The organism is Paenibacillus alginolyticus DSM 5050 = NBRC 15375, from assembly GCF_000422905.1.
GTDB lineage: Bacteria > Bacillota > Bacilli > Paenibacillales > NBRC-103111 > Paenibacillus_E > Paenibacillus_E alginolyticus.
In genome coordinates, this window is sequence record NZ_AUGY01000016.1 from 64,383 (window position 1) to 77,355 (window position 12,973).

A 12,973-nucleotide genomic window follows, 5' to 3' on the forward strand; every position below is an offset into this window, starting at 1 on the left:
TATGTTCATATAAAATTCAAACAAAAGATAACAACTGGGATTGTAAACATGCTAAATAAAGTTGAAGTAAAGACTGCCTGTGAAGAAAACTCCGGTTCATTCTCATATTCAATGGCCAGCAGCACGCTGCTTAGAGAGGTGGGCACAGCACATGAGAGGATCAATGCTTTAGCCGTAATTCCTTCAATCCCGAGCAGCCAAACAACGAAAAATCCAAGCAGCGGTCCTATGGCAAGTCTTAATATATTTGAAACAAGCACATTGGAAAAATGAAATTCCCATTTCATGCCGCCAAGCTGCACTCCCAGGGTTAATAAGGCTGTCGCCATAAAGGCATTTGAAATATACTGCAGCGGGATATGAATCGATCCTGGTACAGGTAAATGGAAATATCGCAGCAGAAGCGCAATCGGAATGGCATAAATGACCGGTAAGGAAAGAATGGTCTTCATCGTTGCTTTCCAGGTTGACTTATGTGCATTTAAGGTATAGATGCCATATGTATTGGGAATTAACGTTTGCATAATCATGATCACGATTTGGATAGATAAGGTATAAGCATTCCCAGCAAAAACAGTTTGATTCAGCGGCAGTGCGTAATTAGCGCTATTATAAAAAATCACGCTATTTCGCATGGCAATACGCATACCTCGCTGCATCTTTTTCAACCGAATAATGACCTCAATGCTAGCAAAAAGAAGACTAAAGAAAAGGACAAAAAACAAGAGAACCTGCATTAACACATGCAAGTTCATTTCGGACTCATACAGCTTAACAAAAACGAGCGCAGGAGAAAAAACGTAGAAATTAAGCTTCGACAATGTCTTAATATCGATTTGAAAAGCGCGGTACATCGCCGCGCCAATTGCGATCATTATACTAATAGGTACAATGTTATTCACTAAAATGTATATGAAATAACTCATTCCAGATCCTCAATTCAAAAAACCTATAGTCGTTCCTTAATCGAACGCATTTACGCTGCTAATAATACGTTTTAACTGTTCATTGAATTTGTAAATTTCTTCAGGAGATAACCCGCTTGACGCAAGCAGCGACTGTGGAATACAAAGCGCCTTCTCGTAAAGGGCAAGACCCGCTTCTGTAATTTGAATATTCACGACACGTTCATCTTCAGAAGATCGTTTCCTTTGAACCAATTGCTGAGCTTCCATCCGCTTAAGCATAGGTGTCAAAGTACCCGAATCCAGATCGAGCTTCTCACTAAGCTCTTTGACTGTGCTTTCCTTTTGATCCCAGAGAACCAATAGCACCAAATATTGCGGATAAGTGATCCCCAAACCTTCAAGAAAAGGGCGATACATCCGAGTAATGGCTCTAGAACTTGCATATAGACTAAAGCACAGCTGATTTTCTAGCTTTAAAAATTCACTGCTGCTCATTGGATTGGTTTCCTTTCTGTTCAGTCATATTGTAAACAATCGATTTGTTTCAAATGTATATAAAATTAATCCCTCTGTCAAGAAAAATACTAATTGTATACGCCGTGAATTCGTGCTAGTCTAGTTTCAAGAATCTACCAATAAAGGGGGTAATGACCTGTGAACTGCTTCCTTGCTCATGAGAAAGATCTCGCTGACGTATTTGCAGAGGCAGAACACATCATTAGCACATTTCCAACACCGTTAGATCACCTCGGACTTGCCTATCTAGCTACATTTGACGGGAGAAAAGAAGAAAGCACTAAAAATTATATCTGTTACCTTCTTCCATATTGGATGAAAGACATTACTGAACTGCCGCCAGAGTCGATGAATAAACTCTCATTAGCGAATGTATTCGTAATGCTCTACTATTTTATACAAGACGATATTATGGATTCAGCCAAAGGTGAGCATAAGGACAAGCTGCCGCTTGCCAATTTATTTCATATGCATTTCCTATCCATTTATAGAGAAATGTTCCCTGCGGGGTCGCCTTTCTGGAGTTACTATGAGACGTATCTCACAGAATGGTCTGAAGCTGTTTCCAATGAGCAGCAATCCGATTACTTCCATCAAGACATTGTCAAGGTCGCTAAGAAAGCAAGTCCAGTCAAAAATGCCAGCACCGGCGCTCTTCTATTAGCCAATCAAGATCACCTTATCCCTATCGTCACTTCAGCTGTTGAACAAACACTTATCACTTTACAAATGCTGGATGATTGGGCTGACTGGGAAGAAGATTTGGAAGAAGGATCTTACAACTGCTTATTAGCTTCGATGCGTAAGCGTATGCAGCTTTCAACGGATAGTACTATATTGCCAGAAATGGTGAAGCAGCAGCTGTATGTACATGACTTTCTGGATTTCTATGGGCAAATCGCTATTACTCATCATGAGCAATTACTAGACTTGCAAATATCTATGACACGAATGATCAATTTCCATGATTCTCTTGTGCAAAACATACAAAAAGTCGCACTGGAAATCAAAGAAAATAGAAAAATGTTAACATTAGGTGGATTCTATTATTTTTTGTCGAAATCTAGTTGATATTGGTAGATTATTCCGAATATTCATGCTACAATTTGTCTTGTAGGTAAAATTACCTAATTGACAAGGAGTGATTAGTAATGTCGACCAATGGAATTTTAAAAGAGAAAATTATTCAAAAAGCTTGGGAAGATGAAGCATTCAAGAACCAACTTATTGCTAATCCCAAAGCCGCGCTAAAACAAGCTTTTGGCATTACACTCCCAGATGACATCAAAGTTAAAGCGGTTGAAGAAACCTCAACGGAGTTTGTTCTCGTCATCCCTACGAATCCTGCAAAAGTATTAGTTACTACGAATGCCGTTGAAAATATGTGGTAAAACGAATATGAAATAGGTGCTGTGCTTTGTTAGCACAGCACCTATTTTTATTTAACAGCAATGGAGGGAAAACAGAGAATTACCTCCGTCCCTATATATCTCTGACTTTGGAACTCAATATGTCCCTGCATCGCCTCAATGATTCGAAAAGTAATCATGAGTCCAAGTCCTGTCCCCTTTGTTTTTGTTGAATAATAGGGTTCCCCTAATTTGATCAACTGCGCGGGTTCAATCCCCTCACCGTTATCTTTGATATGAATATAAACCTTCTCCTGTTTAACATATGCCCATATATGAATTTGACCATCAACCTGAAAGGCTTCAATGCTATTTTTGATAATGTTAATCAGCACTTGCTTCAATTTCGAAGCATTTCCGCGTAAATATAAATCATTAGGAACACTAACGGTTATCCGCCCGCCATGCAAGGTGGCTAGCGGAACAATAATACCTTCAATCTGGTTAATTTCCTTGGAAACATTTAAATCAACGAGATCATCAAGCTGTGGCTTGGCAAATGTCAGGAAATCCGTGATAATTACAGAAGCCCGATCTAATTCTTCTATCGCGATGCCCATATATTCTTTGTTCTTATCATCTGTTCTAGCAGCAATAAGCTGTAAGAAACCTCGTGTTACCTGCAGAGGATTTCTCACCTCATGAGCGACAGATGCGGCCAACGAGCTTATCATTTCCATCTTATCCGAGAGCTGAAGCTGATGGTTATAGAATTCTAATTCCTTGGAATAGTTAATCATATGTTCCTGATTGATGGCAAAGCGCCTGCCTAGTACGACAATAGTGGCAATAATAAATCCTACAACTCCCCATTTCCAGAAGAAAAACTGATAGTTTTGAGAACTAGAATAGAAGCATATAAGGTCTAGTGTACTCATAAAAGCTAACAAGAAAAAACCGGATGAGAAAATAACAGCTTCCTTGTTCCCTCTTCGTACAAACATAATGGAGAAACCAATCATTAAAATGAACTGACTAATCATAATAATTCCTAAAACGTTAACCGAAACAAATGAATAAGCTTTGCTAAAACGATAATCATTGAGTTGATTAACGAGCATAAAAGTAATTGAAAAAATTGAATACATAACCTGGAATTTTCTAAACCAACGAATCAGTTTATATTTGCCGTCATCAATTATTTTTTCAAAATAATAAGTGAGTGTCGGCAAGAAAACGGCAAGCGATATATCAAACAAAGCAATATATAAACCACCATAGTTCGTAAAGTTAGTGTACATGAAAGCGGAATATGTAATAAAAATAGTTCCAAGCGTTAAACTAAGTACACTAACTAAAACCCAGCTTATAAGTTGAACTTTTCTCAGGAAGAAAGAACCTAGCGGTATCATCACAGCCACGAAGAGAAAGACACACCCTAGTATAATGTCCGGCAAATCCTGAAATACAAATGTTCGCATCAAAGCCGTATAATTATCCAGCTTAATTGCTGAATGTATACCCAAGCGATCCATGTTTGTCTCCAGCTTTAAATAAACGACTTCCCCTCCATCCTCAATGCTAATAGGAAATAAACTTCTTTGACTATCATATGGAAAATCAAACTTGGTTTCTCGAACTAAGCGATCACCAATATACACCCAAAGGTTCTGCGTATGAATTCCTTCAATGTATATGCCATAGTCTTTAGGTATATGGGATGGAAGTTGGAGTTTAATCCATGCCGAAGAAACTTCTTCCGGTTTCTCAGGAGATGATTCGCCGTTATTGACTTTAATCCAATGATTGGAGGAAGCAGCAATTACTCCTTCTAGACCCCCTGGCGGGTCGCCCCACATGATGCTCCACTCTGGGATCGCTTTCAAATCCGCTTTCTCTTCGGCATAGGCATTGGAAGACATAAATCCACAACAAATAATCATAATCAACATCGTTTTCCAGAGTTCTCGAGATATTCGTTTCATTTATTTTCCTCCCCCGAAGAAAACTGTAAGTAATTAACAATATAAATTCGACAGGTTTCTTTTCATTCCCTTTTTATTTCATGGTAAACATTTGAAAAACAAAACATAAACAACCCCCTGTGTAATAACATCAGGGGGTACTGCTAATTGTATAAATTTTTACATTTATAATGCGGTGAACATTTGACTCCTTGCAGGCACAGTCTCAGCGACAATGCGGCCTTGGCTCACCACATACCGACAACTAGGCTGCTCACGAACAAGATCCATAGCATCATTTCCAGGCAGCATAATGAAGCTGGCGGGCTGGCCAAGCTTGAGCCCGTATTCCTTGAGCTGCAGGGTGTTCGCTGCACGTGTCGTGATCATACGCACAAGCTCTGCCACTTCTTCGCGCCCCGTCATATGCGCTAAATGAGCAGCGATATGGGCTGCTTGCAGCATATTCCCTGTACCCAGCGGGTAGAAAGGCGTCTGAATATCATCATGCGCAATGCTTACATTCACACCTGCCGACCATAATTCCTTTATCCGGGTAATGCCTCTACCTTTGGGATAGCCGTCGTATCTGCCCTGCATGGCACTATTGATAAGCGGACAACAAACAACATTCACACCCGAACGCGCCAGCAGTCCCTGCACCTTCTGGAAATAAGCTCCACTATAATAGGCTGCTGCGTTCGCATGCGCAGCTGTTACTCGCTCACGCAGTCCAGAACGAATCGCGAGATGGGCCACGTTTTCTAAGAACGTGGAGTGAGCATCGTCCATCTCATCGCAAAAAACATGGACGAAGCAGCCGTACTTTTCGGCTAGATTGAAGCAAATTTCCAGCGAAGCCAAACCTTCCTCACGCGTAGGCTCAAGATGCGGAATCGCTCCTATGCCATCAACGCCAAGCTCAAGCGCTTGCTCCAGCCGACGCTCATTATCGGGACACGCGCGAATGCCATCTTGAGGAAACGCGATAACTTGCAGGTACATGTATGGCTTAACGCGCTCGCGCAAGGCAAGAAGTGCACGTAGTGCAGTCAGATTCGGATCTGAGATATCTGCTTGTGTGCGCACGTGAAGGATACCGGCAGCCATCTGCATCCGAAGCACCTTCTCTGCTCGTTCCGTGACGTCTTCGTAGGTGAGTGCTTGTTTCCGCTTTTGCCATAATCCGATGCCTTCGAATAGGGTCCCGCTCTCATTCCAGGCGGGCTCCCCTGCCGTTAGGACGGTGTCCAAATGAATATGGGACTCCACAAACGGAGGGAGCAGCATGTGCCCAACGCCATCGATTTCGCGTTCACCCTGCTCGCCAATATGTCCAAGCATGGCGATTTTGCCGTTTTTTACACCGATATCTACAGGACCGAGGTCCTCTGAATGTCCAAGCCTACGCACATTACGAAATACAATATCCAGCAGCTAACTCCCCCTCTTTACCTTGGTGCCGTTTAGTTATCCTTTTTCATCTCTGATTCGTGCCACGAACTAAGCAACCATTTGGCAAAAGCGTTGACTAAAAGGAAGAAAATAATGCCTAGCGCTGATGCTGAAAGTCCACAGGCGAATAAATAAGGTGTTTTTAAACGCGCAGCGGCATACGTTATCGCATAGCCAAGTCCGCCTTGGCCCCCACCGATACCGGCAATGTATTCACCGACAATAGCCCCGACTACGGATAAAGTACAGGAGATTTTAAGACCCGCTACAATATAAGGAAGGGCAGCTGGTATGCGCAGCCTCCACATTGTTTGAATCGGATTCGCATTGTATAAATAAAACAGGTTGCTCATATTTTGATCCGTGGAATTTAGACCGATTAATGTATTTGAAAGCATGGGGAAGAATCCGATTAAGAATGTAATAATGACAATCGCATTCACACCCGCATCGAACCATATCACAATGAGAGGGGCAATGGCGACAATCGGAATCGTTTGTAAAATAATCGCATATGGATATACACTCTTCTCGATCCATTTGGAGCTTGCCAATAAAATGGCGCCTGTGACACCTAATATAATACTGAGGAAAAATCCAAGCACAGCTTCCAGCGTCGTTGTCCTTACAGATACCCATAGTCCATGTCTGTTTTCTACGGCTGCTGCGACGATATCGGAAGGCTTAGGCACGAGATAAATAGGTGCTTTCACTAAATAAGCGATGAGTTCCCAGCCTCCAATGAAAACAACAAAAGCAACCAACGGCGGCAAAAGATGTTTAAGCAGCATCTGAAGCCTACGCCCTGAAGCACCGTCTTCCAATCGATTAGCCCAAGCCACCCGTTCGCGGGCAGGGAATATTTCATCCGGTAATATTTGCAGGTATTTAGAATCTACAGCCATTGTACGTCCCCCTTCATTTACATCTCATAAATGATTTTCCCTGGATTGAGCAGCCCACGCGGGTCATTCTCACGTTTCTTGCGCTCCATGCTGCCAACTTCACCGCGTCCGCCATGATCCAGCACCCAGGTATGAGGATCAAATATTTTCACGCCGATGGATTCACAATATTGAATAATCTCGTATAAGCGTTCTTCGCTTTCAAAGCGAACAATAGGAAGCGAATTAGGCGAGATTTCCCCACCGCTGCGTACCCATTCAAAATGCAAGTACACTTCTTCCCCATATGTATCTTTAATCTTCCGAATTTGTTCCATATAGGAATCCAGCTTAAAGCCAGCTTGCAGATACGTCATCGAAGGGTCCGTTTTCATTGCCCATAACGTCGTATGATTCCATGTAAAATCCGACACCCCGATCGTTTTCCGGTAATTCTTAGCCTCAATCAGATGGCCGATGTGCCCGCCATAGCTTTGGGCAAGAGCTTCTACTAGCGGCAGCGTCTCCTCAGCAATTTCAAGCATGACAGCGGCCATACCCGACTTGATCACTTTGGCAAACGGAACGAAATACGAAGGAATTGGCCATTCCATGGGAGCAATAAGTCGTTTCAGAATAGCTTCCTCTCTTGCAAGAGCCTCACCGAATCGCATCGACTGCTCGAAGGTGTCGAAATTAGCAATTGCCTGAGCCCACTCGGTGCGAGGAGAAAGCGGGATGGTCACCTCAGTCAAAATACCGGTCGTCCCATAATTATGAATATAATCAAATAAGTCACGGCCTTGGATAACCAAGCGCTGAGGAGATTCTTCCATGGTGTAAATAACGGCTTCCAGCACATTGCCATCCCACAGGTTTCCGTGGGTAATCGAGCCGATTCCGCCGGAACCACCACTTACAAAGCCGCCCACCGTCGCTTTGACATAAGTACTGGGGTAAATGCGAATTTCTTGCCCAACTTCGCGAGCCTTTTTATCAATGACACCTAGACGAACTCCACATTGTAAACGAGCAAACCCAGGCCCGATTTCGAGAATTTCATCCATTAGGCTTAAATCTAAGACAATGCCGCCCTGCAGGGGAACCGCCTGACCATAGTTGCCTGTACCGGCTCCTCGAACCGTAACGGGAATATTATGGCGGTAACCAAAGGCTAATACTTCTGCCACCTCAGTTTCGTTACGCGGTATGGCAACGACATCGGCCGCTTTCATATGCTGCAATTGACGATTAAGTACAGGGGAGTACCAGTAATAATCTTTAGAGAGCTTTTCTCTCGTTTCGCCATCAACAAACACGATTTCTTTCGCAAGCTGCTCCTGTATCTCTTTCTCCCAGCTAATATTCATGGCCATGGGCCTATTCACCCTTTCGTATCAATGATCCAAAGCGGCAGATACTTCACGAACTAAATCACTGAACTGCGTCGTTGTACGGAAGCTGTCATCTCGAGGAAAAGGGACTGGAATATCAATCCTTGCTGATATTTTACCGGGACGCGGTGTCATGACAACAACACTTGTGGATAAGAAGACCGATTCGAATACGTTATGCGTGACGAACAGCACAGTCATGGATGTATCCTGCTGCCAAATATTGAGCAGCTCCATTTGCAAGGTTTGACGCGTAATTTCGTCTAGGGCGCCGAAGGGCTCATCCATGAGAAGCAGCTTAGGTCTCGAAATGAGGGCACGCGCGATGGAGACACGCATCTTCATCCCTCCAGAGAGCTGTCTAGGCAGCACCTTCATATAGTCCTTCAAGCCGACCAGCTCCAACACGCGCTGAGCCTCTTCTTTCTGTGTCTTCTTATCTACTCCGCGCAATTCTAGCGGCAATCTTACGTTAGCTTCTACCGTAGACCAAGGCAGCAGCGTATGATCTTGGAAAACAAAGGCGATATCACTTTGTTTGCGCGCTTCTTTGGGCGTCGTTCCGAATACGTCTAAGGTCCCTTTACTCGGCTTGGCAAGACCTGTGATCATTTTGAAAATCGTTGATTTCCCACATCCAGACGGACCAACAAAACAAAGGAACTCCCCTTCTTGTATCGTTAAATTCACATCTTGCAAGGCAATTGTTCCGTTTGGGTACGTCTTAGAGAGATTCTCCATACTTACGAATTTAGGGCCGGATACTTGTGAACTGGATGTATCGATCAGAGAAGAATTCATAGCCATTTACTTCATCTCCTGTATGTGATTTTTGGAACTTTCCTCCGTTATTGTTCCTTTTTCAATGACTTCATCTCAAAAGCTTGAAAGGTGAGCAGCGCCTCGGCAATATGTGCACCGTACTTTGCAGCCATCGCATGGCCTTTCGTTATCGTTGCTTGTGTGGCATCACCAGAAATGCCCGAATGAGATAAATCATCCATGACCCAAGCAAAAGCACGATTGCGAAAGCTCAAATAACGCGAATCCGGGTAATTCGGATATTCCGTAGGAGCAAGCTCCATATGGACCCAATCAGGCTTAGCAGACATCACTAAGGAAGTTTCCATGTCACCCGCATGAATACCAGCCTGCTTCTCCAGCGGCGTTATCCACTCATCAGCGGCACCAAGTCCGCCAGGATCTAATCGAAATACAGCCAGCCCCGTTTCAATGCGGATTTCCCGGCCCATCATATTTAATAAATCCGTGTTGCCCCCGTGCGTGTTCACTAGCACCAATTTCTGAAACCCGCTTTTACGCAGGCTTTTCGCTATATCCATCACGACAGCCATTAAAGTAGTTGCTGATAACGTTATGGTCCCTGGATGGCCAAGGTGCTCTGTACTTTTGCCATACGGAATGGCTGGAAGCAGCCATATATTCGCATCATCGGGAAGCTGTTCGAAAGCCTCGGTCAAGAGCACTTCGGAAATTAACGTATCAGTAAACACCGGCATATGCGGACCATGCTGCTCTATCGCGCCAACTGGCAGAACGATGAGCGCATCATCTTTGGGAACCTGAGCAACCTCGAGCTTACTTAAGCGGGGAAAAAAGCAGCGATCCCACGCCTTACCTTGATAGCGATTGAATGACAAGCTGAGCACCTCCGAATGAGTGGACATTATTGTACGCATAAGCTCTTATGAAAAAAGACCCAGACTCAGAGTGAAGAGTGGATCTTAAGCTTTCAAATTAGCATCGTTCAAAATTAAGGAGAGACTAACAGGTTAGCCATTAAGCTGCTCACCCTTTCGCGAATTCATGGTTATGGAAGGATACATTCTCACTTACTTCTTGCCAAAAATGAGCTAAGGCCTTATCCTGCCACTCCGTTTTTTTTGCAGCCATCCGCACAAAGCTTCCTTGACTATATACAAAGCGGCGTTCAGGCAGCATGGTAAAGAGCTCTTCCGGCGTACTTCCGTCCAAGATAACAAAATTCGCCATGTTGCCAGCCTTCACCGCATAGGCGGTGAGACCCAACACCTTTGCAGGCACATCTGTGATCATGCGCAGCAGTGTGCGAAGATCATCCGGTCGCCCCATATGAGCGGCATAGGAGCCAATAAGAGCAATTTGCAATAAATCGCCTCTGCCAAAAGGGTGAAAAGGATCGTGAATATTATCAGAAGCGACAGCAATAGGAATGCCTGCTTCCCAAATCTCCTTCAAACGAGTTACGCCACGTCTAACGGGGAAACTGTCATGCCTTCCTTGCAAATACAAATTAACTGCAGGTAAGGAGACTGCTTTGAGCCTCGCGTCAGCCATGCGTTCAATGATGCCGTGAGCATCCTGATTCGTCATCGAAGCTAACGCACATAAATGATCGACAGTAACTCTTCCTGAATACCCCTCTGATTTCGTTCGCAAAGCAATATGATCAATGGTGCGCATGGCTGGATTGTCTGTTTCATCACAATGCAGATCAATTGGCACATCATATTTCTCTGCTAATTTGAATATATAATCGATATCTTCCTTAGGGGTTAATGACAAGTGCGGTGCTCCACCAATCCCATCAACGCCCATCTTTAGTGCTTCCTCCACGGCATCAGCATCTAGTGACATGAAATTGTAGGGACACATCGGAAACAGCTGTAAGCTGATATAAGGCACTAATGCTTCTTTGGCTTCCAAAGCAGCCTCAATTGTGCGTAATGCTACTTCTCGAGAGGCTCTCAAATTAAAATCAAGATGTGTGCGAATGTGCGTTGTACCAAAAGACAAAGCTTGCAAAGCCGAACGCATGATTCTTGATTTAATCTCATTTTTGGTAAAAGACGGTGATGCACTTGAGTAATTGCGTACAGCCTCCTCTAATGTCCCACTCCGGTTCTCAACCGAGGTTAGCGAGAAAGATTTGTCTAAATGCATATGAGCATCTACGAAGCCAGGCAGTAGTATTTTTCCCTCAAGATCAATGAACGAGACGCTCGATTGGCCTGTACCCAGCTGCGGGTTCCATTGCTCCAATGACACTGCATTAGAATGGGCAGCATTAGCTTCTTGCTTCTGAATCTGAGTCCAAATGCCTTCACGAATCGAGAGACGAAACAAATGCCCCTCATCCTCCACTGGCAATCGAACGTTCACTAAATCCATATTCATATTAGAAGCCAATGCCGCCACCTCCTGATTATTTCTTCAACTTTATTTCTTACTTCTTAGGTAGAAATTGCGTTGTGAACACTTTGTCGATGTTCTCTGCTGTTTTTAGAACACCTACATCAACAAGCTGCTTCTGAACTTCTGTCCAGCGTTCTTTGGTCATTACTCCTGTTCCCTTGGACGCTGCATCTCCGCCGAATACGAAGTCCATCTCTTTAGCAGCGCTAAATTTCATCATATCTAAGCCCATATCTGGATTCTTCACTTGAATGGAAGGATTAATCTCCTCGGAATGATCCTTGTAATAATCCCAACCTTTAACCGTAGCTTCGACGAAAGCTTTTACTTGGTCAGGATGTTCAGCAATCATTTTCTCCGTCGTGAAGTATACACCAGCGTAAATGTTGTAACCGGAATCGGCAACCAGGAGCGTACCGTGCTCTACCTTTTGCTGAGAAAGAGTGAATGGTTCAGAAGTTACATATCCTTGTGTAAGAGCTTTTGGATCGCTGACAAAGTTAACTAATTGACCTGTATATTTCATTTCTTGGGCACTGTCTAATTTGTATTTCTTCTTAATAAATTGCCAAAAGCTGGCCGTTGAAGCCACATACACCTTATGTCCGTTTAAATCACCAAAATCTTTAATCGCAGTATCTTCTTTATGAAAAAACACAGCTTGTGGACTCTTTTGCATGGAGGTTGCGATAGCTACAATCGGAATACCCTCTTGTCTGGCTACCAGGATATCATCACCATTCGCCATACCGAATTGCGCTTTGCCTGAAGCGACGATTTGTGTAGAAGAAACCTGCGGACCTCCCGGCATGAGCGTCATATCGAATCCTGCGTCTTTGTAGAATCCTTTGGCCAAGGCCGCAAAGTTCCCGCCATGTTCGGGTTCGGCGAACCAGTTTAAAACAACCGTTGCAGGTACGACTGCTTTAGTAGCTGTAGTTGAAGCCGGTGAAGCTGCTGGAGCAGCGGAAGCCGTCGCTTGCGCCAATGGTGCTGTAGATGGCGCTGACGTTGAAACCGAGGAGCCTGCGTTACCGCATGCGGCGAGCATACTTGAGATCATAACTAAGCTAATGGACAAAATAACCGGGCGTTTCGCTGCAAGCGGGTTAGTAAGATTAAATGGTTTCATATTAAACTTCCCCTCCATATTTGGTTTCTCTACAAAAGAACATATCAATCTTTAGTCAAATATAGAGTTGATAGCCTGTTCAAGTCAACGAATAGACTAACGTTTTGTATTTTCACACAATAAAAGTACGTCTTTTTATTACTTTTCCAAGAGTTATTTTAAATAAATGCACTAAT

The 12,973-nt window shown here is 43.7% G+C and carries 12 protein-coding genes; 2 read left to right on the forward strand and 10 right to left on the reverse strand.

Going from position 1 to position 12,973, the window contains the following annotated elements:
* Positions 1-5 precede the first annotated feature (5 nt).
* Together G519_RS0109125 and G519_RS0109130 are read right to left on the reverse strand one after the other, a co-directional pair.
* On the reverse strand, positions 6-926 hold the full coding sequence (locus G519_RS0109125; protein WP_029194416.1) for an AEC family transporter: 921 nt from the start codon (positions 924-926) through the stop codon (positions 6-8).
* Between the two features lie 36 nt (positions 927-962).
* On the reverse strand, positions 963-1,403 hold the full coding sequence (locus tag G519_RS0109130) for a MarR family winged helix-turn-helix transcriptional regulator (RefSeq protein WP_029194417.1): 441 nt from the start codon (positions 1,401-1,403) through the stop codon (positions 963-965).
* Positions 1,404-1,562: 159 nt separating this feature from the next.
* Between G519_RS0109130 and G519_RS0109135 the strand changes: the two genes are divergently transcribed.
* The gene (locus G519_RS0109135) at positions 1,563-2,495 is read left to right on the forward strand and encodes a hypothetical protein (RefSeq protein WP_029194418.1); all 933 of its coding nucleotides are present in this window, start codon (positions 1,563-1,565) and stop codon (positions 2,493-2,495) included.
* 80 nt (positions 2,496-2,575) lie between these two features.
* Positions 2,576-2,815, forward strand: coding sequence for an NHLP leader peptide family RiPP precursor (locus tag G519_RS0109140; protein WP_029194419.1), 240 nt, complete (start codon positions 2,576-2,578; stop codon positions 2,813-2,815).
* Between the two features lie 47 nt (positions 2,816-2,862).
* On the opposite strand, the gene G519_RS0109145 is transcribed toward G519_RS0109140, so the two are convergent.
* The 8 genes from G519_RS0109145 to G519_RS0109180 form a co-directional block, all read right to left on the reverse strand.
* Positions 2,863-4,716, reverse strand: coding sequence for a sensor histidine kinase (locus tag G519_RS0109145; RefSeq protein ID WP_244280075.1), 1,854 nt, complete (start codon positions 4,714-4,716; stop codon positions 2,863-2,865).
* Between the two features lie 207 nt (positions 4,717-4,923).
* Positions 4,924-6,150 (reverse strand): amidohydrolase family protein, encoded by a 1,227-nt coding sequence (locus tag G519_RS0109150; RefSeq protein WP_244280068.1) that lies wholly within the window; start codon positions 6,148-6,150, stop codon positions 4,924-4,926.
* A 53-nt stretch (positions 6,151-6,203) separates the two neighbouring features.
* Entirely contained in the window at positions 6,204-6,983 is a 780-nt protein-coding gene (locus tag G519_RS42370) for an ABC transporter permease (protein WP_244280076.1), read from the reverse strand.
* Between the two features lie 131 nt (positions 6,984-7,114).
* The gene (locus G519_RS0109160; protein ID WP_244280069.1) at positions 7,115-8,452 is read right to left on the reverse strand and encodes an FAD-binding oxidoreductase; all 1,338 of its coding nucleotides are present in this window, start codon (positions 8,450-8,452) and stop codon (positions 7,115-7,117) included.
* Between the two features lie 21 nt (positions 8,453-8,473).
* Positions 8,474-9,271, reverse strand: a complete 798-nt coding sequence (locus G519_RS0109165; protein ID WP_029194423.1) for an ABC transporter ATP-binding protein — start codon at positions 9,269-9,271, stop codon at positions 8,474-8,476.
* 47 nt (positions 9,272-9,318) lie between these two features.
* On the reverse strand, positions 9,319-10,140 hold the full coding sequence (locus G519_RS0109170) for a creatininase family protein (RefSeq protein WP_244280077.1): 822 nt from the start codon (positions 10,138-10,140) through the stop codon (positions 9,319-9,321).
* A gap of 139 nt (positions 10,141-10,279) precedes the next feature.
* Positions 10,280-11,659, reverse strand: a complete 1,380-nt coding sequence (locus G519_RS0109175) for an amidohydrolase family protein (RefSeq protein WP_244280070.1) — start codon at positions 11,657-11,659, stop codon at positions 10,280-10,282.
* A gap of 37 nt (positions 11,660-11,696) precedes the next feature.
* Positions 11,697-12,797: an ABC transporter substrate-binding protein gene (locus tag G519_RS0109180; protein WP_029194426.1), complete on the reverse strand. Its 1,101-nt coding sequence runs from the start codon at positions 12,795-12,797 to the stop codon at positions 11,697-11,699.
* Between the last annotated feature and the right edge of the window lie 176 nt (positions 12,798-12,973).

What these genes read in the sequence shown, in the direction of transcription:
- G519_RS42370 (WP_244280076.1), bottom strand. Translation starts at nt 6,983, where the DNA reads ATGCTGCTTAAACATCTTTTGCCGCCGTTGGTTGCTTTTGTTGTTTTC.
- G519_RS0109130 (WP_029194417.1), bottom strand. Translation starts at nt 1,403, where the DNA reads ATGAGCAGCAGTGAATTTTTAAAGCTAGAAAATCAGCTGTGCTTTAGT.
- G519_RS0109125 (WP_029194416.1), bottom strand. Translation starts at nt 926, where the DNA reads ATGAGTTATTTCATATACATTTTAGTGAATAACATTGTACCTATTAGT.
- G519_RS0109165 (WP_029194423.1), bottom strand. Translation starts at nt 9,271, where the DNA reads ATGAATTCTTCTCTGATCGATACATCCAGTTCACAAGTATCCGGCCCT.
- G519_RS0109145 (WP_244280075.1), bottom strand. Translation starts at nt 4,716, where the DNA reads ATGATTATTTGTTGTGGATTTATGTCTTCCAATGCCTATGCCGAAGAG.
- G519_RS0109180 (WP_029194426.1), bottom strand. Translation starts at nt 12,797, where the DNA reads ATGAAACCATTTAATCTTACTAACCCGCTTGCAGCGAAACGCCCGGTT.
- G519_RS0109140 (WP_029194419.1), top strand. Translation starts at nt 2,576, where the DNA reads ATGTCGACCAATGGAATTTTAAAAGAGAAAATTATTCAAAAAGCTTGG.
- G519_RS0109160 (WP_244280069.1), bottom strand. Translation starts at nt 8,452, where the DNA reads ATGGCCATGAATATTAGCTGGGAGAAAGAGATACAGGAGCAGCTTGCG.